The 21,283-nt window shown below is 47.4% G+C and carries 26 protein-coding genes; 18 read left to right on the top strand and 8 right to left on the bottom strand.

Translation table 11 applies throughout. From position 1 onward, the window contains the following. Window positions 1-50: 50 nt before the first annotated feature. The 6 genes from ABXJ76_RS13035 to smpB all read right to left on the bottom strand — a co-directional run bounded on the left by ABXJ76_RS13035 (window position 51) and on the right by smpB (window position 3,861). Entirely contained in the window at window positions 51-626 is a 576-nt protein-coding gene (locus tag ABXJ76_RS13035; protein ID WP_432741077.1) for a class I SAM-dependent methyltransferase, read from the bottom strand. After that, on the bottom strand, window positions 604-1,665 hold the full coding sequence (locus ABXJ76_RS13030) for an NAD(P)/FAD-dependent oxidoreductase (protein WP_432741075.1): 1,062 nt from the start codon (window positions 1,663-1,665) through the stop codon (window positions 604-606). Before ABXJ76_RS13030 ends, ABXJ76_RS13035 begins: the two co-directional genes overlap by 23 nt. Window positions 1,666-1,794: 129 nt before the next feature. Further along, a complete protein-coding gene (locus ABXJ76_RS13025) occupies window positions 1,795-2,211 on the bottom strand; it encodes a hypothetical protein (RefSeq protein ID WP_432741073.1) in 417 nt (138 codons plus the stop codon). A 133-nt stretch (window positions 2,212-2,344) separates the two neighbouring features. Beyond that, window positions 2,345-2,695, bottom strand: coding sequence for a HopJ type III effector protein (locus ABXJ76_RS13020; protein WP_432741072.1), 351 nt, complete (start codon window positions 2,693-2,695; stop codon window positions 2,345-2,347). Window positions 2,696-2,720: 25 nt separating this feature from the next. Beyond that, the gene (locus ABXJ76_RS13015; RefSeq protein ID WP_432741070.1) at window positions 2,721-3,287 is read right to left on the bottom strand and encodes an isochorismatase family protein; all 567 of its coding nucleotides are present in this window, start codon (window positions 3,285-3,287) and stop codon (window positions 2,721-2,723) included. A gap of 88 nt (window positions 3,288-3,375) precedes the next feature. Beyond that, complete coding sequence (gene smpB / locus ABXJ76_RS13010; protein WP_432741068.1) at window positions 3,376-3,861, bottom strand: SsrA-binding protein SmpB; 486 nt, start codon at window positions 3,859-3,861, stop codon at window positions 3,376-3,378. Between the two features lie 142 nt (window positions 3,862-4,003). Between smpB and ABXJ76_RS13005 the strand changes: the two genes are divergently transcribed. Genes ABXJ76_RS13005 through ABXJ76_RS12995 form a run of 3 tightly spaced genes read left to right on the top strand, consistent with a single transcriptional unit; the run spans window position 4,004 to window position 6,067 of the window. Continuing rightward, on the top strand, window positions 4,004-5,365 hold the full coding sequence (locus ABXJ76_RS13005) for a sodium-dependent transporter (protein WP_432741066.1): 1,362 nt from the start codon (window positions 4,004-4,006) through the stop codon (window positions 5,363-5,365). A gap of 2 nt (window positions 5,366-5,367) precedes the next feature. Continuing rightward, complete coding sequence (locus ABXJ76_RS13000) at window positions 5,368-5,799, top strand: type II toxin-antitoxin system RatA family toxin (protein ID WP_432741064.1); 432 nt, start codon at window positions 5,368-5,370, stop codon at window positions 5,797-5,799. Next, the gene (locus tag ABXJ76_RS12995) at window positions 5,792-6,067 is read left to right on the top strand and encodes an RnfH family protein (RefSeq protein ID WP_432741063.1); all 276 of its coding nucleotides are present in this window, start codon (window positions 5,792-5,794) and stop codon (window positions 6,065-6,067) included. Before ABXJ76_RS13000 ends, ABXJ76_RS12995 begins: the two co-directional genes overlap by 8 nt. 115 nt (window positions 6,068-6,182) lie before the next feature. Here the strand turns inward: ABXJ76_RS12995 and ABXJ76_RS12990 are convergent, their stop codons facing one another. Continuing rightward, window positions 6,183-6,737, bottom strand: a complete 555-nt coding sequence (locus tag ABXJ76_RS12990) for an outer membrane protein assembly factor BamE (RefSeq protein WP_432741061.1) — start codon at window positions 6,735-6,737, stop codon at window positions 6,183-6,185. Between the two features lie 154 nt (window positions 6,738-6,891). Between ABXJ76_RS12990 and fur the strand changes: the two genes are divergently transcribed. From fur to lolD, 3 genes are read left to right on the top strand one after another with little or no spacing between them, the layout of a single operon-like run. Then, window positions 6,892-7,308: a ferric iron uptake transcriptional regulator gene (gene fur, locus ABXJ76_RS12985; protein ID WP_432746520.1), complete on the top strand. Its 417-nt coding sequence runs from the start codon at window positions 6,892-6,894 to the stop codon at window positions 7,306-7,308. A gap of 26 nt (window positions 7,309-7,334) precedes the next feature. Continuing rightward, the gene (locus tag ABXJ76_RS12980) at window positions 7,335-8,582 is read left to right on the top strand and encodes a lipoprotein-releasing ABC transporter permease subunit (RefSeq protein ID WP_432741060.1); all 1,248 of its coding nucleotides are present in this window, start codon (window positions 7,335-7,337) and stop codon (window positions 8,580-8,582) included. Continuing rightward, the gene (lolD, locus tag ABXJ76_RS12975; RefSeq protein ID WP_432741058.1) at window positions 8,575-9,255 is read left to right on the top strand and encodes a lipoprotein-releasing ABC transporter ATP-binding protein LolD; all 681 of its coding nucleotides are present in this window, start codon (window positions 8,575-8,577) and stop codon (window positions 9,253-9,255) included. Before ABXJ76_RS12980 ends, lolD begins: the two co-directional genes overlap by 8 nt. A gap of 33 nt (window positions 9,256-9,288) precedes the next feature. Here lolD and ABXJ76_RS12970 read toward each other — a convergent pair whose 3' ends face one another. Beyond that, the gene (locus tag ABXJ76_RS12970; RefSeq protein WP_432741056.1) at window positions 9,289-9,828 is read right to left on the bottom strand and encodes a DUF2062 domain-containing protein; all 540 of its coding nucleotides are present in this window, start codon (window positions 9,826-9,828) and stop codon (window positions 9,289-9,291) included. A gap of 76 nt (window positions 9,829-9,904) precedes the next feature. Between ABXJ76_RS12970 and ABXJ76_RS12965 the strand changes: the two genes are divergently transcribed. The 12 genes from ABXJ76_RS12965 to ABXJ76_RS12910 all read left to right on the top strand — a co-directional run bounded on the left by ABXJ76_RS12965 (window position 9,905) and on the right by ABXJ76_RS12910 (window position 20,763). Beyond that, complete coding sequence (locus ABXJ76_RS12965) at window positions 9,905-12,280, top strand: DNA internalization-related competence protein ComEC/Rec2 (RefSeq protein ID WP_432741055.1); 2,376 nt, start codon at window positions 9,905-9,907, stop codon at window positions 12,278-12,280. 68 nt (window positions 12,281-12,348) lie between these two features. Continuing rightward, window positions 12,349-12,798, top strand: coding sequence for an SUF system Fe-S cluster assembly regulator (locus ABXJ76_RS12960; RefSeq protein WP_432741054.1), 450 nt, complete (start codon window positions 12,349-12,351; stop codon window positions 12,796-12,798). Between the two features lie 9 nt (window positions 12,799-12,807). Then, window positions 12,808-14,256, top strand: a complete 1,449-nt coding sequence (gene sufB / locus ABXJ76_RS12955) for a Fe-S cluster assembly protein SufB (RefSeq protein WP_432741052.1) — start codon at window positions 12,808-12,810, stop codon at window positions 14,254-14,256. A gap of 192 nt (window positions 14,257-14,448) precedes the next feature. Next, window positions 14,449-15,222, top strand: a complete 774-nt coding sequence (locus tag ABXJ76_RS12950; protein WP_432741050.1) for a bestrophin family protein — start codon at window positions 14,449-14,451, stop codon at window positions 15,220-15,222. Between the two features lie 2 nt (window positions 15,223-15,224). Beyond that, window positions 15,225-15,974: a Fe-S cluster assembly ATPase SufC gene (sufC, locus tag ABXJ76_RS12945; RefSeq protein ID WP_432741048.1), complete on the top strand. Its 750-nt coding sequence runs from the start codon at window positions 15,225-15,227 to the stop codon at window positions 15,972-15,974. After that, complete coding sequence (gene sufD, locus ABXJ76_RS12940) at window positions 15,974-17,296, top strand: Fe-S cluster assembly protein SufD (RefSeq protein WP_432741046.1); 1,323 nt, start codon at window positions 15,974-15,976, stop codon at window positions 17,294-17,296. The genes sufC and sufD overlap by 1 nt, the downstream gene beginning before the upstream one ends. After that, entirely contained in the window at window positions 17,293-18,519 is a 1,227-nt protein-coding gene (locus ABXJ76_RS12935) for a SufS family cysteine desulfurase (RefSeq protein WP_432741044.1), read from the top strand. The genes sufD and ABXJ76_RS12935 overlap by 4 nt, the downstream gene beginning before the upstream one ends. After that, window positions 18,519-18,749, top strand: coding sequence for a type II toxin-antitoxin system HicB family antitoxin (locus ABXJ76_RS12930; protein ID WP_432741042.1), 231 nt, complete (start codon window positions 18,519-18,521; stop codon window positions 18,747-18,749). The genes ABXJ76_RS12935 and ABXJ76_RS12930 overlap by 1 nt, the downstream gene beginning before the upstream one ends. Next, complete coding sequence (locus tag ABXJ76_RS12925) at window positions 18,737-18,979, top strand: type II toxin-antitoxin system HicA family toxin (protein ID WP_432741041.1); 243 nt, start codon at window positions 18,737-18,739, stop codon at window positions 18,977-18,979. Before ABXJ76_RS12930 ends, ABXJ76_RS12925 begins: the two co-directional genes overlap by 13 nt. 18 nt (window positions 18,980-18,997) lie before the next feature. Next, window positions 18,998-19,450, top strand: coding sequence for a Fe-S cluster assembly sulfur transfer protein SufU (gene sufU, locus ABXJ76_RS12920; RefSeq protein ID WP_432741040.1), 453 nt, complete (start codon window positions 18,998-19,000; stop codon window positions 19,448-19,450). A gap of 132 nt (window positions 19,451-19,582) precedes the next feature. After that, window positions 19,583-20,359: a class I SAM-dependent methyltransferase gene (locus ABXJ76_RS12915; protein WP_432746518.1), complete on the top strand. Its 777-nt coding sequence runs from the start codon at window positions 19,583-19,585 to the stop codon at window positions 20,357-20,359. Window positions 20,360-20,442: 83 nt separating this feature from the next. Further along, entirely contained in the window at window positions 20,443-20,763 is a 321-nt protein-coding gene (locus ABXJ76_RS12910) for a non-heme iron oxygenase ferredoxin subunit (protein WP_432741038.1), read from the top strand. The last annotated feature ends 520 nt before the right edge of the window (window positions 20,764-21,283 follow it).

Genomic DNA, 21,283 nt, shown 5'->3' with positions numbered 1-21,283 from the left:
TGTAATCCCCGCTCCTAATGCGTAGCGGTGTGCCGAGTTCTATTTTTCATTTAGCGCAGCTTGCGGATTACAAAAAGTCTGGGCGCTGTGTCTTTGTGTTCGCTGCTGTAAATGGTGCTGACTTCAAATTGCTGAGTATCTAGTTGCTCGCACCCGTTTTTGACTTGGTCGGTTTCCATATCGCCGCCTGGGTGGCCTGGATAAGCCAGCAGGGTGATGATGCCGTTGACCGCTAAAATCCGGCTGGCGACAGTTAAGGCGGTCAAGGTGGAACCGGTTAGCGTAATGACTGTTTTATCGCCACCCGGCAGATAGCCCAGGTTAAACATGATTGCGCTGATGTTACCGTGAAGATCTGCGGGAATTTTATCAGTCATGTCGGCATGGCTGGCGTGGATCAAGGTCAGGGAGTCCGAAAGGTGTGCTTGCCGGAATTTGTCCAGAGTCGAATCGATGGCCGCCTGTTGTATGTCGAAGCCGTAAACATGGCCGGATGGGCCGACTTGTTCGGCGAGGAACAGGGTGTCGTGACCATTGCCCACTGTCGCATCAATGGCAATATCGCCGGGGCGGAGAATGTCCCGGATCAGGTCGTGAGCCGTGTTAAGCAGTGAAATGCGTTTCATAATGACGTTGAATATTGCAGGTTTTGGGCAGGGGAGTGCCGTTTAATAAGGCATCGACAAAATGCTCGCTGTACCAAGGTACCTGCAAGCTGCCTTTGGCACCGAAGCCGTTGAAAATCGCCAGTTGCGGGTGTCTTGGATGCAGGCCGATAAAAGGTTGTCTGTCCTGAGTACAAGGCCTGACATTGGCTTGGTGGTTGATCAGGGTTGTGTGAGTCAAACCGGGTGAGATTTGCTTGAGTGCATTTAACAAGTCATTTTTACCTTGCTCGGTGGTGCGGGTGTTCAGATTTTCCCGGTCAAAGGTTGCGCCTATCCTGATTCGATGGTCGTTTAACGGGATCAGCCAGTTGCCGCAATTGAGGATTTTATCAGGTAATTCAGTTTGGTGTTCCAGCGTCAGAATTTCGCCTTTGACCGGTTGAAAAGGCAGGTAGGAAAACCAGGGATTTTGTGTTGCCTGATAGCCTTCGCAGAAAATAATCTGCTTGGGGAAAATGTCCTGCCAGCGCAAAGACGGTTCAAGGTGAATGTCCCGGTAATCGAAATCAGCCTGCCGGTAACTGTCTTGGGCAATGAAAAACGTTTTTAAGCCGCTTAATAATGGCTTGGTTAGTAAATAACCGGTCTGTTTTTGTTCCAGAAAACCGAAAGGTGTTGCAAGATGGTTAATGGCTTCGCCCGGCGGCTGTGCGTCGCCCAAGTAGGCTTGATACTCGGGGTTGTTCAGGCGTTTGCCGGCGTTGTTTAATTCGCTTTCGCTACGGAAAAGCCGCAGCATCGGTTTTTCTACATAAAATTCTTGCTGAAAAAAATCGGCTAACTGTGAATAACGGTGTTTTGCCGCAGGCAATAAGGTATCGACATCGGCGGATTTTACAAAGCGCATGCCGGTTATCGGGTTGATCAATCCGGCGGCGACTTGCGAGGCATTTTCCCGGCCGTTATCGACAATGACGACTTTACAACCGCGTTGTATGAGTTCCCATGCCAGCAAGCTTCCGGCGAGTCCTTGGCCGATGATTAGAAAGTCGATCATTATTTTTGGATGGTTAGAATTCACCACGAAGGGCACGAAGTTTTATATTTCATCCTTCGGGGAAGATGCGCAGGTTTTATTTAGTGAAGGAGGATACGTGGATAAAGAAAGCGTATTTTTAAGGGTGAGTTATTTAGAAGAAAGAAAATCATTGCCACACTTCATGCAAATCCATGAGTTATCCCATGTTTCATAGTCGAGATCATATTGCTTATTTTTCTTTGTGCCTAACGTAAAGTGCCAAAGGATATTGAATGCAACCAATGATAAAACAAATGCGCCTACTCCCCACCAAAAACTGCCAGCGAAAACACCCAATTTGAAGGCTATAAAAATAGAGAAAGCAAGCCCTATCAGCATTAAAAAAGAACTTATTTCAGGTTCTTTGGGGGGCGAGCATCGTTTAGCGAGAGGGGTTTGAGAAAAGTGCTCCGTCTCATAATTTGAGTGGTCACTGAAACCTTCGCTCTTGCCGCGAGAGGTTCCCTCCTCGTAGATGATGCTAAATTTTCGGGTGTTGTCAGAGTCGCACTTAGGGCAATTCATGGAAATCTCCAGCTAATATTAGTCATTTTAAAGGACGAAAAACATTACGTCATTAGTTTGCATGATGGTTGAAAACAATATTAATGCGCTAGTTTTTCTTCGTGTCTTCGTGGTGAATTTTTATGTCTAATGTTTATTTGGCTGTCAACGCCACACCGTTAAAACAAATACCAGCCCAGCCGTATTGCATGAAATTTCTGATGTTCTGGTGATTTGTGCCGTTCGGATCGTTTAAAACATTCCGGTAATAGTCGCCGAACAGGTTTAAAGTCTGTTGTTGATTAAGCTCGTTAATTTGAGCAAAGTCGAAAATCTTGCAGGAGCCTTCGTTACTGCCTTCTTGATTAATTAATATATGTTCACCTAGGCCGTTGCGAAATTCGGTAGGCTGGTAATGGTAATTTTCGGTAATAACGGCGATCGTTTCATCAAAACTGACGGGGTCATTATTTTTTATTTTTTCAATGAAGGATGTAAGCGACATGGGTAAGGTTCAAGGTGAAATAGGGTTAACGAAGCAAACCGGAAATCTTTTTAAATTCAGGATATCTGGAGTCTTTGACCCATTCGAATAATACCGATTCATAATTGGTAATAGTGGCGTTTTGCTGCTGCATACGCTGCAAGGCATAGAATTTATGTTCCGCCTTACGTGAGCAAATGGCGTCTTCGACGACATGCACCTGATAACCTAAATGCAGCAATTCCAATGCGGTCTGTAATACGCAAACATGGGCTTCCTGACCGATTAATATGACTTGCTTGCGATCGGTGTTGGCTACGGTGTCGGTAAAACCCTCAGCCGCGCAACAGGAAAAGCCGGTCTTGTCGAAAATCAGGGTGTCTTCCGACAACAAGTCGGTGATGCTGGTATCGGTAGAGCCTAAGCCTTGGGGATATTGTTCGGTTAATAACACCGGGATGCTTAACAGTCCTGCGGCTTCAACCAGGCTGCGGGCGTTGGACGTCATCAGCTCGGCTTCAGCTTCCGGCATGGCTGCTGATAATGTAGTCTGCAAATCGACGACGATCAGCAGGCTGTTTTCTATAGAAAGGAGATTAGGGTGTGTGGACATTTTAATGTGAAGGAATGGTTTAAGGGAAAGAAGGCTAAGTGCGAAAGGTTAGAAACACATCTTTTAACCTTGCGCCTTTTATCTGTTTCTAGCCTTTCTTCATGATCCGTGCTTTTTCACGTTGCCAGTCGCGGTCTTTCGATGTAGCGCGTTTGTCGTGCAATTGCTTACCTTTGGCCAGACCGATTTCCAGCTTAGCCCGGCCGTTTTTCCAGTACATTTTCAATGGAATCAAGGTGTAGCCTTTGCGTTCGACCGAGCCGATCAACTTGCTGAGTTCGTGCCGATGCAGCAACAGTTTTTTGGCGCGGATAGAATCAGGATTAACATGGGTCGATGCAGATAACAGCGGTGAAATATGTGCGCCCGACAACCAGGCTTCGCCGCGTCTGATCACGACATAACTTTCTTTGAGTTGGATGCGTCCATCTCTCAGACTTTTAACTTCCCAGCCTTCCAAAACAATCCCTGCTTCAAACCGCTCCTCAATCGAATACTCATGAGTCGCTTGGCGATTAACGGCAATATTGGCGTTTTGCTGCTTGGTGTTTTTCTTAGACTTTTTATCGGCCATAAGTGCGGATTAGTTTTTTTAAACTGACGTAAAGGAATAATTTTGTTATTTTACTCGATATTACTGCAATAGTCAGAAAAGCTCACCACGAAAGAAACATCCGTGGTGAATTTATAACTTTTACGTTTTTACAGGAGCACAAATGACGGGTACAGAAAAATCAGATCATGGTCAATGGTCATCACGTTTCGCATTTATTCTGGCTGCGACAGGTTCCGCAGTCGGACTGGGTAATATTTGGAAGTTTCCCTATATTACCGGAGAAAATGGCGGCGGGGCATTTGTGATCGTCTATTTATTGTGCGTGTTACTGATCGGTATACCCATTATGATGGCGGAAACCATGCTCGGGCGGCGAACCAGGCAGAATCCGATTGATACCATGATAACCCTGAGCGACGAAGTCGGGGCCGATAAAAACTGGCATTATTTAGGCTGGATGGGCGTTATTGCCGGTTTTTTAATACTTTCTTATTACAGCGTTATTGCAGGCTGGGCTTCGGCTTATGTGTTAAAGGCCTTTACCGGCAGTTTTTTCGCTGCCGATGCCTCAGAGATAAAAGGTCTCTTTGACGGTCTTATTGCCAGTCCGATACAGCTGATTTTCTGGCATAGTCTGTTCATGCTGGCAACCATGTCGATTGTAGCGCGTGGCGTTAAGACCGGTATCGAGAAAGCCGTACGTTTTTTAATGCCCAGCTTGTTTGTGATGCTGATTTTACTGGTGGCCTATGCAATGACTACCGGCAGCTATGATCAGGGGCTCAAATTCTTATTCACGCCCGATTTTAGCAAACTGACCGGCGATAGCGTATTGACCGCCATGGGACATGCTTTTTTTACTCTGAGTATCGGTATGGGCGCGATTATGGTTTACGGCTCTTATTTGCCGAAAGACGTATCCATTTCCAAAACCGTATTTTTGATTGCCGGCACCGATACCTCAGTTGCCTTATTGGCAGGCATGGCCATTTTTCCGATTGTTTTTGCCAGCGGCCTGGAACCTGCCGCAGGTCCGGGATTGATATTTCAAACCTTGCCGATTGCATTCGGCAACATGACCGGCGGCTGGCTATTCGGCATTTTGTTTTTTGTGATGCTGGTGTTCGCGGCCTTGTCTTCGTCGATTTCATTGATTGAACCCGCTGTTGCATGGTTGGTTGAAAACAAGGACATGAACAGAAAACAAGCCTGTATCTGGTCAGGTTCGATAACCTGGCTACTGGGATTCGGTACCATTTTTTCATTCAACATCTGGTCCGGACTCAAGATTTTCGATCGGACTATTTTTCAATTGCTGGATTATTTAACCGCCAATTTGATGTTGCCTATCGGCGGTTTTTGTATCGCGGTGTTCGCCGGTTGGATTATGAAGCGGCAACACTCCGAGCATGAACTGGGTATGCCAAATACGCTTAGCTATCAAGTGTGGAAGGTGTTAATTTGCTATGTGGCACCTGCTGCGGTGTTTTTGGTATTCCTGCATGTGGTTGGGGTTCTTTAAGCATGACCGTTGTTCAAAAAAGTGCCTTGGTTAAATTTTCAGCACAGCAGATGTTTGACCTGGTTAACGATATAGAAGCCTATCCCAAGTTCTTGCCTTGGTGCAGCGGCAGTCGAATCATCAAGCGCGAAGATGACATTATTGAAGCCGAGTTAGTGATTTCTAAAGGCGGTTTTAAAAAATCCTTTTCGACCAGAAACAAGGCTGAGCAGGGGCGTAGAATGACAATTTCGCTGTTGAACGGCCCATTTTCCTCTTTGGAAGGAACCTGGGATTTTATACCGCTACGTGAAGATGCCAGTAAAATCTCCCTGGATCTGGAATTCGAAATGTCGGGCAAACTGGCAAGCCTGGCTTTTGGCGCAGTCTTTAACCAGATCTGCAACACCATGGTGAGTTCTTTTACCTCACGGGCTAAAGAAGTTTATGGTTGAAATCGAAGTGGCCTACGCGAAACCCAAACAACAGGTAATAGTCACGGTGGCAATGGAGGAAGGCGCGACTGTTGAAGCTGCGATAAAAGCTTCTGGCTTGCTGGAGCTTTTCCCTGAGATTGGCTTATCCGAGCTTAAGGCGGGTATTTTTGGTACAGTCTGCAAACTGGAACAGCCTGTTAGAGAAGCCGATAGAATAGAAATTTATCGGCCCTTGCTTCATGATCCTAAAGACGCTAGGCGGCAAAGGGCTTTGAAGCGTTTTTGATTGTGGATTGCTTGAGAACTATAGCCTCATAGGTTGAGTTACGACTGCATGGACAGATATTTGCCTAGACACTAGCCGTAACTCAACACTTTACGCGTAACCCGACTACAAACAGCTAAAGCGGCAGTTGCCCCGATGCTGGTCCTGGCGATGGTTTTTTATCAGACCTATCTGTCGCATGTTCATCATCGGTGCTATCGTAGCCAAACAGGCCAGTGATCATTTCCCACAGAGTTTTTTCAAGATTACGCTTCGGCACATCGACTGTAGTTTCACCCGATGTTTTGATTACGGGAATAACGCTAGGTTTGAAATCACCTTGTACGCCGATTAGTTGGTCGTTATCAAAGTACAATGAAATTCTTTTTTGTTGTCTGCTTTCGCCGCCCAGTTGCGCCGAATACAGATAGTCCCAACGTTGCTGATTAAAAAAATCAATTAGCATCGGTGAACCCATTATATATTGCACTTGACGTTTGTTCATGCTCGGTCTGAGTTGGTCGATCATGTCCTGATCAACGATATTGCCTTGCTGGACATCTACGGTATAAACACCGGGCAGGTTGGTCAGGATGGTGGTGCATGATGCGAGTGTTAGGCTTGCCGCAATTGCAGCGATGCAGGAGTAGCGGTTTCCACGTAGGGTTAAAGCAAAAAGCGGCTTTCTCATTTGAGCTTGCGGATATGTTGAAAATGCAAAATCATACAGGATGTTAAAGAATTATCCTATAAAACTGTCATGCGCAACTTACCAAAAAAAGGCTACAATGCGCGCAGTTCTATAATAAAGCTGCCTGTACGCAAGGCATAACCGGAGATGAATGTTGGAACCCCATGATTTAAGGAATGCAGGTTTGAAGGTGACTTTACCTCGGATCAAGATTCTGCAAATTTTAGAAAAACAGGTTGATGAACGCCATTTAACTGCGGAACAGGTTTATAAAATTCTGCTGAGCGAGGATGAAGAAATCGGCTTGGCTACGGTGTATCGCGTTTTAACCCAATTCGAAGCGGCGGGTCTGGTGAGCAGGCATCATTTTGAAGGCGGCAACTCTGTCTTTGAGCTGGATTCGGGTACTCATCATGATCACATACTCTGTATGAAGTGCGGCAAGGTAGATGAGTTTACCGATGAGGTTATTGAAACCCGGCAAAAAGAAATTGCACAAAAGCTGGGCTATGAATTAACCGATCACGGCCTTTATTTATACGGTTTTTGCGCTCAGTGCAGAAAATCCTGATTTTTTAATTTTACCTTGTAGGCTTCATGTTTAAACCTCTCGTTTTTTATATCGGCTTGCGTTATACGCGAGCTAAACGTCGAACTCAGTTCATTTCTTTTATTACTTTAACGTCCGTTCTGGGCATAGCTTTGGGCGTTACGGCGCTGATTACCGTGTTGTCGGTGATGAACGGCTTTGAAGCCGAATTACGCGAGCGCATACTCGGCATGACCTCACATGCGACTGCCACTGGAAAATACGGTCAGTTGGATGATTGGCAGGAACTGGAGCAGAAATTAAAAAATTATCCCCATGTAGAAGGCACGGCGCCTTTTATTAATGGACAGGTGATGATTAATGCCGACCGGCGTGTCAGCGGCACTATGTTGACCGGAATCTTGCCGGAATACGAGTCCAGAGTCTCGGAAGTCGCCGATAAGATGAAAGAGGGCAAGCTGTCTGATCTGGTTCCGGGCGAATACGGTATTGTTTTAGGCGTGGAGTTAGCCAATTATCTGGGCGTTTTCATGGGCGAAAAAATTACCGTTATCAGTCCGCAGATTAACTCGACACCGGCCGGTATTGTGCCGCGCATGCGTCGGTTTACCGTAGTCGGTATTTTTAAGGTAGGCATGTATGAATATGACCGCAATATGGCGATGATTCATATTGATGATGCGGCCAAGTTATTCCGCCTGGAAGGTTCGGTTTCAGGCCTTCGGATTAAACTGGATGATTTGTTTAACGCCCCGAAAATAACCGGCGAACTTTCAACGGCTTTAACTGGTGATTATCAGGTCAGCGATTGGACGCTGGCGCACAGTAATTTCTTTCGGGCGATACAGACGGAAAAACGGGTGATGTTTATTATCCTGTTGCTGATCGTGGCGGTGGCGGCTTTTAATATTGTTTCGACCTTGGTGATGGTGGTTACCGATAAGCGTGGCGATATTGCTATTTTGAAAACCCAAGGATTAACCGCAGGTTCGGTGATGGGGATTTTTATGGTGTTGGGCGCGGTTATCGGCATAGTCGGCACGGCACTTGGAACCGTAGGCGGGGTGTTGCTGGCTTTGAATGTTGAAACCATTGTTCCGGCGATTGAAAAATTATTTCACATTCAGTTTATGGCGGCGGATGTGTATTACATCAGCGAATTACCATCCAAACTGGTTTGGTCGGATGTTTATGCGATAGCGGGCATGGCCTTTTTCCTGTCATTATTGGCAACTATTTATCCTGCCTGGCAGGCAGCTAAAGTAAACCCAGCGGAAGTTCTTAGATATGAATAATACCAGTATCTTGCAATGCCAGCAGTTGACCATGCGCTATGACCAGGGCGGGTTGAATGTTGAGGTTTTAAAAGGGGTTGATTTAAGCATCGGTGTCGGTGAGCGTGTCGCCATTATGGGCGCATCGGGTTCAGGCAAAAGCACCTTGCTGCATCTGTTGGGCGGACTTGAAAAACCCAGCGGCGGCAAGGTGGTTTTGGATGGTGTTAATCTCAATGAAGTTGGCTCCGGCCAATTAGCTAAATTAAGAAATAAATCCTTAGGCTTTATCTATCAATCGCATCATCTGTTGGGCGAATTTACCGTATTGGAAAATGTGGCGATGCCTTTGTTGATTGGCGGATTGTCGGTAAAACTGGCGAGTGTCCGTGCGACTGAGTTATTGAAGCGGGTAGGGCTTGGACATCGAATTGAACACAAACCCGGTGAATTGTCCGGAGGGGAAAGGCAGCGTGCCACAGTGGCCAGGGCGCTAATTAATAAGCCAAGTGTGGTTCTAGCGGATGAGCCGACCGGAAACCTGGATAGCAAAACGGCTGACCAAGTTTATCAGTTAATGCTGGAATTAAATCAGGAACTGAATGTCAGCTTTTTGGTAGTAACCCATGATCATGAATTGGCCGCAAAAATGGGCAAGGTTTTGCACATGGAAGATGGGGTTATATTAGGTTAAAGATACAAGGTGCAAGGTGCAAGGCTAACCCCTTTAACCTTTAACCTTTAACCTTTTTTCCTTTCGTTCCTTCCATTTTTTGGTTATATGATATTGCCAGTAATATTGAATACCGAAATAACCGATGGTGGACGAGACTATGCCCATAATTAAACAACCAACCAGAAAAGGCTGCCAAATATCGCCAAGCCCTGAGAACATGGTGCTAAGTGAAAACTCGAAGTCATCGGCGCTGGCTGGCTGGTTCATAAACCAGAGTCCCACTTTATAAGCAAAGTAAAACAGCGGCGGCATGGTGATGGGGTTGGTTATCCAGACCAGTCCTACGGAAAGAGGCAGATTCGCCCTGTAACGAATTGCCCCCGCAGCGGCAATGGCCATTTGCGTGGGGGTCGGTATCCAGGCGCAAAAAAGACCCACGGCAAAAGCCATAGCAATAGAACGTCGGTTTAAATGCCAAAGGTTAGGGTCGTGCAGTTTATCGCCAAGAAATTGAAGGCTCTTGTGTCGTTTGATCACCTCAGGATCAGGGATGAACTTGTTGATCAGTTGTTGTATAAGTTCTTTTGGCATCGTTATTTATTATTAAGGTTACACTTAAGTTAAGTTTATCAGGTTTTTGTTAGCCTAAAAAACACCAAGGTGCTAAATGGTTATTTCCGCCCTGTCATTTTTAGCCGGACTGCTGTTAGTTCAACAGTATCCGGTGTTGCCGGATATTAAATGGCTGATAGTCGGTGCCGTAGTGGCGGGCATTATTGCATGGTTGCGTTATTGGCAGTGGCTATTTTTTGTGGTCGGCGTTCTGTGGGCGATAGTGTTTGCCATGCACCGATTGTCTGACCAGTTGCCTGAGCAATTAGAGGGTGTCGAAGTTCGGGTGACCGGTACTGTAGCCGACTTACCGGAACAGGACGAAAAGCGCGTTCGTTTCGACTTTATCCCCAGGGATGAGGTGTATGCCGCGAACCCCTCGGGAACGGGTGCGGCGATCCCCAGGGATGAGGTGTATGCCGGTAGGGGCGACCGGCGGGTCGCCTTTGAAAACGTGGCAACTATTCCCAAACCTGCACAACAATTGCCCGCTAAGCTGAGATTAACTTGGTATTATCCAGATCAACAAATCAAGGCGGGGCAGCATTGGGCTTTTACGGTTAAATTGAAGCGCATCCACGGCACCATGAATCCCGGCGGCTTTGATTATGAGCGTTGGCTATTTACCGAAGGCATCGGTGCGACCGGCTATGTGCGTCCGCATCAAAGGCCTGTTTTGCTGGGTCGCGATTCGGCCTGGAACAGCATTTCCGTCTGGCGGCAAAGTATCGCCGATCAGCTCTCACTGATTTTGGGCAACAGCCGCAGTTTTGCGCTGATAAAGGCGCTGACTATTGGTGATGGCAGCAGTATCATTCAACAGCAATGGGAGGTTTTTCGTAAAACCGGCACCACTCATCTGGTGGTAATTTCCGGCTCGCATATCGGTCTGGTTGCCGGGCTGGTTTATTTCTTGGTGCTGAAATTGTGGGCCTGGACCGGATGGCTGGCGTGGCCGCCGCAAAGAGTTGCGGCGGTTTCGGCGGTGCTTGTTGCCGTTTTTTATTCAGGGTTGGCTGGATTTTCCGTGCCGACCCAACGCTCCGTGGTTATGGTGTCTATCGCGATGACAGCTATTATTCTGCAACGCAACAGTCGCCCCTTTAATACCTTGGCCATCGCCCTATTCGCGGTGTTGATATTCGATCCGTTAGCGGTGTTGGCCGCGGGATTCTGGTTGTCGTTTCTGGCCGTGAGTGTGATTGTTTATGCCGTTTCCGGGCGCCTGGGCAAGCTGGGCTATTTCTGGGGCGCAATAAAAATACATTGGGTCACGTCGCTGGGTTTATCGCCGTTGTTATTGCTGTTTTTTCAACAGGTTTCATTGATTGCGCCGCTGGCTAATTTGGTTGCCGTGCCGGTCATCAGTCTATTGGTTGTGCCCTTATCGCTGCTGGCAGTCATGGTCATGTTTGTTTCATCAATGCTGGCTGGCAAGTTGTTCTATTGGGTAGATCATGTGCTGCAAGGTTTATGGTGGCTATTGGATTATTTGGCGGAACTCCCGATGGCATCGATAACGCATGCGTCACCCTCGTATTGGGCGTTGTTTTTTGCTGTGCCGGGTGCGTTGCTGTTACTTGCTCCAATCGGCATTCCGGCGCGGTGGCTAAGCTTGGTGATGTTTTTACCGTTAGTCGTTACTGATACAAAACGACCTGAAACCGGCGACATCAATATGACTTTGCTGGATGTCGGGCAAGGTTTATCGGTGGTTGTGCAAACGACTGATCATCTGCTGGTTTACGATACCGGTATGAGGTTTTCTGCTGACAGCGACATGGGGCAACGGGTATTGCTGCCTTTTTTGCATGCGCAAGGCATAGCCAAAATCGACAGCTTAATCATTAGTCATGGCGATAATGATCATATCGGCGGCGCGGTATCGTTAATGCGCGGCATGGATACTGAAAAGGTGTTGACCAGCGTTCCTCAATTGCTAAGCGAGTATGCGCCAACCGAGTGCGTGGCCGGGCAATCGTGGCTATGGAATGAAGTCAAGTTCACTATACTGGCTCCGCAGCAGGCGTTTGTGTCGGAAAACGACAATTCCTGCGTACTGAAAATCGAGTCGAAACACGGTACGGTATTGTTGACTGGCGACATTGAAGCTACAGCAGAATCCTGGCTGGTCGAGACTTACGGCGAGGCTTTAAAAGCCAATGTATTAGTCGCCCCGCATCACGGCAGCAAAACGTCATCGACAGCCGGTTTTTTGCGTGCGGTACAACCTGACTACGTGTTGATTCCGGCAGGTTATCGCAATCAATTCGGTCATCCGCATCAGGATGTTTTAACGCGCTATCGGCGAGTCAATGCTAAATGGCTGAGTAGTGCCGACAGCGGGGCGATTGTGGTTAATGTTGAAAATAACGCTTGGGCAGTGCGGGGGATGCGGCAGACGGAAAGTAAATATTGGAATTTCAGATAACAATTACCAACGACTTTACTCTGTAATTAAATAGGACTAAAATAGTCCTCAATCGATGAGGGCAACATATGTTACGGTTGAGTAAGTTAACTGATTATGCAACGGTCATTTTAAGTTTTATGGCTAAAGACGAAATACAAGTGCATGCCGCTATGGAAATAGCGGCGGTAACCGGTATTGCTTTGCCTACGGTCAGTAAAATTCTTAAGATGCTGGTTAACGCTAAGATGTTGATTTCTACACGAGGAGCCAAAGGCGGTTATATTTTAGCCAGAATGCCCGAAGAGATTAGTGTTGCGGCGGTTATCAGTGCTCTGGAAGGGCCGATTGCCCTGACCGAATGCAGTATTTCCCATCAGGGCTGCGAGCAGGCTTCGGGCTGTGATATTCGGGGGAACTGGGGTTTGATTAACCAGACTATTCATAATGCGTTAGAGTCGGTGACGTTGGCCGATTTAACCAGACCTGCTGCTGTGCCGGAAGAAGTGATGATTCCGCTCAGCAGTTTATATCGATAGGAAGTTTTTATGTCAGCAAGCACACAAGAAATCAGTAATTTAATCAGTCAGGGTTACAAACAGGGTTTTGTCACTGAACTGGAAACCGATACTTTCCCGCCGGGACTTGATGAAGCGGTTATTCACCGCTTATCGAAGGTTAAAAACGAGCCTGAGTTTATGCTGGAATACCGGCTGAAAGCGTTCCGTCATTGGCAGACTATGAAGCCGCCTGAATGGGCGTTCGTCAAGTTCGAGCCTATCGACTATCAGGCAATCAGTTATTATTCGGCGCCTAAGCGCAAGGAAGACGGGCCGCAAAGCTTGGATGAGATCGATCCGCAAGTATTGGAAGCCTACAAAAAATTGGGCATTCCGCTGGATGAACAGGAGCGTCTGGCCGGTGTTGCGGTGGATGCGGTTTTCGACAGCGTATCGGTAGCGACTACGTTTAAAGGTAAGCTGAACGATGTTGGCGTTATTTTTTGCCCGATTTCAGAAGCCTTGCGAGAACATCCCGAACTGATCAAGCAATATCTGGGTTCGGTGGTGCCGCCTACCGACAATTACTTTGCCGCTTTAAATGCAGCCGTATTTACCGACGGGTCGTTTGTCTATATTCCCAAAGGCGTGCGCTGCCCTATGGAATTGTCGACCTATTTCAGGATCAACGCCGCCAATACCGGGCAGTTTGAACGGACTTTGATTATCGCCGACGAAGGCAGTCATGTCAGTTATCTGGAAGGTTGCACCGCGCCGATGCGCGATGAAAATCAGTTGCATGCGGCGGTGGTTGAGTTAATCGCGATGAAAGATGCAACCATCAAATATTCGACCGTGCAAAATTGGTATCCCGGCGATAAAGAGGGCAAAGGCGGCATCTATAACTTTGTGACCAAGCGCGCCGATTGTCGCGGCGAGAACTCCAAAGTATCGTGGACGCAGGTGGAAACCGGTTCGGCAATTACCTGGAAATATCCAAGCTGTATCCTGACCGGCGATAATTCCACCGGCGAGTTTTATTCGGTGGCGCTGACCAATAATTATCAGCAGGCCGATACCGGCACCAAGATGATTCATATCGGCAAAAACACCAGCAGCACCATTATTTCCAAAGGGATTTCAGCCGGTCATGCGCAGAACACTTATCGCGGTTTGGTCAAGGTGTTGAAAAGCGCGGAAAACGCCCGTAACTATACCCAGTGCGATTCCCTGTTAATCGGCGATAAATGCGGCGCGCATACTTTCCCTTATGTGGAAGTCAAGCAGCCATCGGCTCAGGTCGAACATGAAGCGACGACGTCCAAGATCAGCGAAGACCAGCTGTTCTTTTGCCAGCAACGCGGACTGTCGGCGGAAGATGCCGTGTCGATGATCGTTAACGGTTTTTGTAAGGAAGTATTCAGGGAGCTGCCGATGGAGTTTGCGGTAGAGGCTCAGGCGTTGTTGGGGTTGAGTCTGGAAGGTTCGGTCGGTTAGTTAGTTTAACTAATGAGAGTTATCAAAATGGCAAAGTCAGTACATTTGCATAGTAATCAGGTTGAATCGCCAGGTTTTTTTCGTGGCGCCCTAATGTGGCGAGGCTCTGTTACCCCAATTGTGTTGCCCACTTTGCTGATAATGTCTTGTTATCCTTTATTATTAGTGCTGCTTGATCAATATTGGTGACCTTTGCCACATCTTGATGTGACCCCGTTTGAATATACGGGGGTTGTACTGGGGTTGGTGCTGGTGTTTCGAACCAATGCAGGCCACGAGCGCTGGTGGGAGGCACGCAAATTATGGGGAGGCATTGTTAACCAGAGCAGAAATATAGTCATTGAGGCATTGCACTATGGGTCTCAAGATCCTGCCTGGCGGGAAGCAATGGTGAAGTGGACGATAGCCTTTTCTGCCGCAGCGAAAGAGTCTTTGCGGAATACCAAGAATTTTGATGATTTGGCCGGTGTGCTGAGCGAACAGGAACTTAACGAGCTAAAGTCTGCTGAACATATGCCGCTGTTTGTCGCCAGCAAAATGGCTTTTTTGTTACAAAAAGCACGGTCCGGACATCAGCATATAGATGGTTTTGGGTTTTGGGCGTTGGAAGGACAGCGGATTTTGCTGATTGATCAAATTGGCGGCTGTGAAAGAATCTTAAAAACGCCAATGCCATTGGTTTATGCTATTAAGACCAGGCGGTTTATTTTACTTTTTTTATTATTGTTGCCCTTTTCTTTAATAGAACAGGCGGGATTTATTACGGTATTTATTTTTTTTCTAGTCGCTTATCCATTGTTGTCATTAGACAGAATCGGTATTGAGTTACAGAATCCATTTAATATAAAAAATTTAAGCCATTTACCCTTACACAGTATTTGCGACGCTATAAAATGTCAATGCCTGGCATTGTTAGAGCAGTCGCAAGTCGAACACGTTTTCAAATTAGACCAGTCAGGTAACTAAGTATGCTCAGCATAAAAAATCTTCACGTCAGCGTTGGCGACAAGCCTATTCTTAAAGGCATTAACCTTGAGATTAAGGCCGGTGAAATTCACGCGATTATGGGGCCGAACGGTTCCGGTAAAAGCACCTTGTCGCATGTGTTGTCGGGCAAGGGCGGTTATACCGTAACCGAAGGCTCGGCGACTTATCAGGGTAAAGACTTGCTGGAGATGGCCCCTGAAATCAGGGCGCGCGAAGGCGTGTTCTTGGCATTCCAATATCCGGTGGAAATCCCCGGCGTCAGTAATATTTATTTGCTGAAAGCGGCGCTGAATTCTATACGCAAGCATAACGGTCAGCCTGAAGTCGATGCGATGGATTTTTTAACGCTGGTTAAAGATAAAGTGCGCTTGTTGGAAATGGATGAGAAATTTCTTTACCGTGCGGTTAACGAAGGCTTCTCCGGCGGCGAAAAGAAACGTAATGAAATCCTGCAAATGGCTATCCTGGAACCTAAATTGTGCATCATGGATGAAACCGATTCGGGTCTGGATATAGACGCGTTAAAAATCGTTTCGGAAGGCGTTAATTCCTTGCGTTCACCGGAACGTTCGTTTGTGATGGTCACGCATTATCAGCGCTTGCTGGATTACATCAAACCGGATTTTGTCCACGTTTTGGCGCACGGCCAGATCGTCAAATCCGGCGGTGCCGATTTGGCATTAGAGTTGGAAGAAAAAGGTTACGGTTGGGTCGAAGAGGCGGTAGCGTAATGAATACGGCAACAGCAAGCCGTTATGCGGCTGAATATCAAACCATAGCATCGGCATTGCCGGGGCAAAATTTGCCTTGGTTGCAGGCGTTAAGAGCTCAGGCATTGACGGAATTCTCAGCGCATGGCTTTCCATCGCCGCGTGAAGAAGAATGGCGCTACACCAACGTGTCCGGTATTGAAAAGAAGCTGTTTTCGCCGTCGATAAGTTTAAGCGTCGATGATGTCGATGCCGAGTGGCTGAAATCGGTTCAACTGGAAGATGCCTGGGTCTTGGTTTTAGTGAACGGCCATTTTTCATCCGAGCTTTCGGTTTTAGACGGTCTGCCTGAAGCTGTTTCAGTGACGAGCATGGCGGATGCCTTGGCAAAACAGCCGGACAAAGTGGAAAAATATTTAGGCCTGGCCGCCGATCAATCAGAGCACAGTTTCATTGCTTTCAATACCGCGTGGTTTACCGACGGTTTGTTTGTGCATGTGCCTGCCAAACTGATTTTGGACAGACCGATACAGGTTTTGCATATTGTGACCGGCGTCGATCAAATGGCGACCACCCGCAATATCATTATTGCTGACGACATGGCCGAAGTTAAAGTGATAGAGACGTATGTCGGTTCTGACAGCGCCTACTTGACAGCCGCAGTCACCGAGGTTTTTGTCGGGCAGAATGCCGATGTGACCCTGTATAAGCTACAAAGCGAGTCCGAAAAAGCTTATCATTTTGGCGGCAGTTATATTAAGCAGGCTCGGGACGCGCGCTTTACCCATCACAATTTTGCCTTTGGCGGCTTGCTGGCGCGCAGCGATATTCATGTCGATCTGGATCATGCGTCAGCGTGCGAACTGAATGGTTTGTACTTGGGCGTCAAGCGTCAGCATATCGATAACCATACCCGCATCAATCACTTGAAACCTCACGCGATCAGTCGCGAGCTGTACAAAGGCGTGCTGGATGACAGGGCCAGAGGCGTGTTTCAGGGGCGGGTGATTGTGGCTGAAGACGCCCAAAAAACCGATTCGCAAATGAATAACCGCAACTTGCTGTTATCGGATGATGCCGAAGTAGACACCAAGCCGCAGTTGGAAATTTATGCCGATGACGTAAAATGCGGACATGGCGTGACGGTCGGGCAGCTGGATGAAAAATCCATTTTTTACCTGCAATCGCGCTGCGTTGACGAAGAAACCGCGCGTAACATGCTGACCTTTGCGTTTGCCAACGAAATGGTCGATAAGATCAAGATTAAAAGTTTGCACGACAGGGTTTTAGAGCAGGTATTGGCGCGCTTCCCGCAGCAAGGCGTGAACAAGGAATGGTTATGACGACAAGTTTAGACATCAATAAAATTCGCGCCGATTTTCCGATATTGGCTGAACTTATACGCAACAAACCGCTGGTTTATCTGGATAACGCCGCCACCTGCCAAAAGCCGCAGGCGGTTATCGACAGCATCGTACATTTATACAGCCATGATTACGCCAATGTGCATCGCGGCGTACATACCTTAAGCATACGCTCTACCGATAAGTATGAAGGCGCGCGTACCAAGGTTAAAGACTTCATCAATGCGGCCAGCGAAAAAGAAATTATTTTTGTCAGAGGCGCTACCGAAGCCATCAACCTGGTCGCGCAGACTTACGGCAAAGCCAATATCAAGGCCGGTGACGAAATTTTGATTACCGCAATGGAGCATCATTCCAATATCGTGCCCTGGCAAATGCTGTGCGAGCAGACCGGCGCAATCTTAAAAGTTGCACCGATTAATCTGCAAGGCGAGTTGATCTATGCTGAGTTTGAAAAACTGATCAGCGATAAAACCAAGTTGGTTTCCGTCGTACACATGTCCAACGCGTTGGGCACGATTAATCCGGTTAAAAAAATTATCGCAGCGGCTCATGCCAAAGGCATTCCGGTGTTGCTGGATGGCGCACAGGCTATTCCGCACATGACGGTGGACGTGCAGGATCTGGATTGCGATTTTTATGTTTTTTCCGGCCATAAACTCTATGGGCCTTCCGGCATAGGCGTGTTATATGGCAAGCAGGCATTGCTGGAAGCTATGCCTCCGTATCAGGGCGGCGGGGATATGATCCGCAAGGTCACTTTTGAAGAAACCGAATATAATACGCTGCCTTACAAGTTTGAGGCAGGTACGCCCAGTATTGCCGATGTAGTCGGTTTGGGTGCGGCCATTGATTATCTGAATGCCATCGGCATGGATAATATCGCCGCTTATGAAGCCGAGTTGCTGGCCTATGCCACTGAAAAAGCTAAGAAAATTAAAGGGCTTAGAATTATCGGCGAGGCGGAGCATAAAGGTGCGATTTTGTCTTTTGTGTTGGATAAGATACACCCCCATGATATTGGCACCATGCTGGATAGCTTGGGGATTGCGATCAGGGCAGGGCATCATTGCGCGATGCCGGTCATGGATTTTTTTGAAGTCCCTGCGACGGCAAGAGCATCCTTTGCCCTGTATAACACCAAAGCAGAAATTGACGTTTTAATAAAAGGCATAGAGTCCTTGATTGAGGTATTTGGCTAATGTATTACACTATCAAAGCATATATTCATACAGGCGAAGAATCAGGCTTTGTTGCTGAATGTGTCGAATTGCCTATTGTTACTCAAGGGCAAACACTCGATGAAGTGACGCTAAATTTGCGTGAAGCGATAAGCCTGCATTTAGAAGGTGAAGATTTAGCCGCCTTAGGATTTGCGCCTAATCCACCCATTGTAGTGAATTATGAAATGGAAGCTGTGTGCCAAAGTTAAAGCGCTTAACAGCCAAACAAGTATTAGCTATTTTGATGCAGTTTGATTTTGTTATTGTTTCTCAGCGAGGTAGTCATATTAAATTGGAACGAATCGTTTATAGTCAAAAACAAATTCTGACCATTCCGAATCATACCCAATTGGATACCGGAACCTGTAAAGCCATTATGCGCCAAGCAAGCCGCTATATCAGTTCAGAAGAGCTTTATCCCCATTTCTATACTGAATAACCACGCAAGAGAATAAATATGTTTGATGATTTACGCGACCTCTATCAAGAGGTCATTTTCGACCACAATCGTAACCCGCGCAATTTCCACGTCATGGAAAATGCCGACCGAAAAGTGGAAGGTTTTAATCCGCTGTGCGGCGACCGCCTGACCTTATATTTGAAAATGGACGGCGATAGAATTACCGATGCCAGTTTTCAGGGTTCAGGTTGCGCTATTTCGACGGCCTCGGTTTCGTTAATGACCGAGATAGTCAAAGGCAAAACCGAACAGGAAGCCGAGAATTTGTTTAAAAAATTCCATGAAATGACCACCGGTAAAGATGAAAACTTTAATCTTGAAGCGGTCGGAAAACTGGCGGTATTAGCCGGAGTTCGGGAATATCCGGCGCGGGTTAAATGTGCGACCTTGGCCTGGCACACGTTGGATGCGGCATTGAAAAATGAACAAAAATCGATTTCGACAGAGTAATCATTGAGTACGAAAATTTCATCGCAAAAACACGCCGGCGCCGCGCCTGTTCCCGACAGGCTTGCGGCATGCACACCACCCCTGGCGATTGCCGCGCCTGTTCCCGACACGCTTGCGGCATACACACCATCCCTGGCGATAAAGTTGGCCGTACTTTACCAGGGGCAGGGCGATGTTCTCCCGTTCCAGCAGCTTGCGGAAAGGTTGGGTGTTCCGCTGTATCAATCGTTCGATATTGATAGCCAGGAAGATTATTTTTTAAGCTGGCGGGACGGCTGTTTAAAACTGCTCGACACAGTAGGGGCGACCGGCCGGTCGCCCCTTCAAAAAGGCGGTTTGGTCGTCGATATAGAGCCGCGTAATGGTGAGCAGCGTTCATGGCCTGCGCCGAAAGACGGCGCTTTAGCTCAGGCGCTTGGCCGCAAAACCAGAACCGTTATCGATGCGACTACCGGCTGGGCTCAGGACAGCTTGCATATCTTTCGCATGGGCTATGAGCTACTGTGTATTGAACGTTCTCCTGTTATGGCGGAACTGCTGACAGACGGCTTTGCCCGACTGGCGCAACTGGACTGGATGCTGCGGCTTAATCTTGAGCCTCCCAGCTTGCTGCAGGGTAATGCCATCGAGCTGTTGGCCGAATTGGAAAGCGCTCCCGATTGCATTTATCTTGACCCTATGTTTCCGCCCAAACGCAAAAAATCGGCACTGCCCAAAAAATCGATGATGGTATTGCGCGATCTGCTGGGCGACGATCAGGATAAGGAGCAACTTTTTGAGGCCGCCTTAAAAGCCGCCGGGAAGCGCGTGGTGGTCAAAAGTCCCGATTATGCCGAACCTTTGGGCGGCAAGCCCAGTCAAAGTTTTCAGGGTAAGTTGTTGCGTTATGATGTTTATTTGAAAGGATAATAAAAAGGTTCAGGCTTCCAGGCGAAGGACGAAAGACACATCGCGGGTCGCCAGATTTAACATACAACGATAACGGATAAAAAATGTCAGACTGGATAGATGTAGTAGATCAAAATGCCTTGGCGAATGGCGAGAACATCGTCATAGAGGTCGATGGTACCGATGTCGCGATTTTTAAAATCGACGACGCATTTTATGCGATTGAAGATGTTTGTACCCATGACGGCGCTGAAATCGCCAGCGGCATACTGGAAGGCGATGAAATCATCTGCCCCCGCCATGGCGCTCGTTTTTGCGTAAAAACCGGCGCAGTAACGTCCCCGCCCGCCTATGAGGACATCGACTGCTTTCCGGTCAGAATCGAAAACGGTAAAGTACAGGTCAGAGACAATCGCTGGGATTAACGTCGATCCTTGTTAGCCTGTGCTTTTCTTAAGTCTAGGACTGGCGGGAGCATTTGAACAGAAACTTACGGTTCCAACAAAATTCGACCATGCGAAAACTCTCTAAAGCGGCCGCTGGCAATTATACATTTCAAATAGCCCGGCTATCAGGTAACGACCCACAGCGGTCATCGGCATCTAATACCTGACCGTCCGGTTCACCTACGAAAATCTGCCAGTCGATTCTATCCAATCAACTGGCACTAACGGCCTAAATCCAAATAAATGTCATTAAGTTCAAAATGAGAAGTTCGTTTACATGGTTGATGCAATGTAACTCTTTGATCTGCCCAATGCTAATAGGTGCCCGTTGTCAAAATGGATAAAATCGTACGCTAAGAGGTGACATCGCAGAATTCGGAAAATGCGTACACTCAAACCAATCAGACCGTCATAGCTATTGTACGTTACCGTGCATACTACTTCTCTTGCATAATTCGCATCTCCTGTTAAGATAGTAATTAATTACTATCTTTTGTAG

Source organism: Methylobacter arcticus (assembly GCF_050917435.1).
In the GTDB taxonomy this organism is placed as follows: Bacteria; Pseudomonadota; Gammaproteobacteria; order Methylococcales; family Methylomonadaceae; genus Methylobacter_A; species Methylobacter_A titanis.
Note: the sequence above shows the minus strand (reverse complement) of the source record. Positions and strands in the feature narration are given on the sequence as shown.

Bases quoted from the DNA above. Each gene is read 5' to 3' on its own strand.
- ABXJ76_RS13035 (WP_432741077.1), bottom strand. From the start codon at position 626: ATGAAACGCATTTCACTGCTTAACACGGCTCACGACCTGATCCGGGAC.
- ABXJ76_RS13030 (WP_432741075.1), bottom strand. From the start codon at position 1,665: ATGATCGACTTTCTAATCATCGGCCAAGGACTCGCCGGAAGCTTGCTG.
- ABXJ76_RS13025 (WP_432741073.1), bottom strand. From the start codon at position 2,211: ATGAATTGCCCTAAGTGCGACTCTGACAACACCCGAAAATTTAGCATC.
- ABXJ76_RS13020 (WP_432741072.1), bottom strand. From the start codon at position 2,695: ATGTCGCTTACATCCTTCATTGAAAAAATAAAAAATAATGACCCCGTC.
- ABXJ76_RS13015 (WP_432741070.1), bottom strand. From the start codon at position 3,287: ATGTCCACACACCCTAATCTCCTTTCTATAGAAAACAGCCTGCTGATC.
- smpB (WP_432741068.1), bottom strand. From the start codon at position 3,861: ATGGCCGATAAAAAGTCTAAGAAAAACACCAAGCAGCAAAACGCCAAT.
- ABXJ76_RS13005 (WP_432741066.1), top strand. From the start codon at position 4,004: ATGACGGGTACAGAAAAATCAGATCATGGTCAATGGTCATCACGTTTC.
- ABXJ76_RS13000 (WP_432741064.1), top strand. From the start codon at position 5,368: ATGACCGTTGTTCAAAAAAGTGCCTTGGTTAAATTTTCAGCACAGCAG.
- ABXJ76_RS12995 (WP_432741063.1), top strand. From the start codon at position 5,792: ATGGTTGAAATCGAAGTGGCCTACGCGAAACCCAAACAACAGGTAATA.
- ABXJ76_RS12990 (WP_432741061.1), bottom strand. From the start codon at position 6,737: ATGAGAAAGCCGCTTTTTGCTTTAACCCTACGTGGAAACCGCTACTCC.
- ABXJ76_RS12980 (WP_432741060.1), top strand. From the start codon at position 7,335: ATGTTTAAACCTCTCGTTTTTTATATCGGCTTGCGTTATACGCGAGCT.
- lolD (WP_432741058.1), top strand. From the start codon at position 8,575: ATGAATAATACCAGTATCTTGCAATGCCAGCAGTTGACCATGCGCTAT.
- ABXJ76_RS12970 (WP_432741056.1), bottom strand. From the start codon at position 9,828: ATGCCAAAAGAACTTATACAACAACTGATCAACAAGTTCATCCCTGAT.
- ABXJ76_RS12965 (WP_432741055.1), top strand. From the start codon at position 9,905: ATGGTTATTTCCGCCCTGTCATTTTTAGCCGGACTGCTGTTAGTTCAA.
- ABXJ76_RS12960 (WP_432741054.1), top strand. From the start codon at position 12,349: ATGTTACGGTTGAGTAAGTTAACTGATTATGCAACGGTCATTTTAAGT.
- sufB (WP_432741052.1), top strand. From the start codon at position 12,808: ATGTCAGCAAGCACACAAGAAATCAGTAATTTAATCAGTCAGGGTTAC.
- sufC (WP_432741048.1), top strand. From the start codon at position 15,225: ATGCTCAGCATAAAAAATCTTCACGTCAGCGTTGGCGACAAGCCTATT.
- sufD (WP_432741046.1), top strand. From the start codon at position 15,974: ATGAATACGGCAACAGCAAGCCGTTATGCGGCTGAATATCAAACCATA.
- ABXJ76_RS12935 (WP_432741044.1), top strand. From the start codon at position 17,293: ATGACGACAAGTTTAGACATCAATAAAATTCGCGCCGATTTTCCGATA.
- ABXJ76_RS12930 (WP_432741042.1), top strand. From the start codon at position 18,519: ATGTATTACACTATCAAAGCATATATTCATACAGGCGAAGAATCAGGC.
- sufU (WP_432741040.1), top strand. From the start codon at position 18,998: ATGTTTGATGATTTACGCGACCTCTATCAAGAGGTCATTTTCGACCAC.
- ABXJ76_RS12910 (WP_432741038.1), top strand. From the start codon at position 20,443: ATGTCAGACTGGATAGATGTAGTAGATCAAAATGCCTTGGCGAATGGC.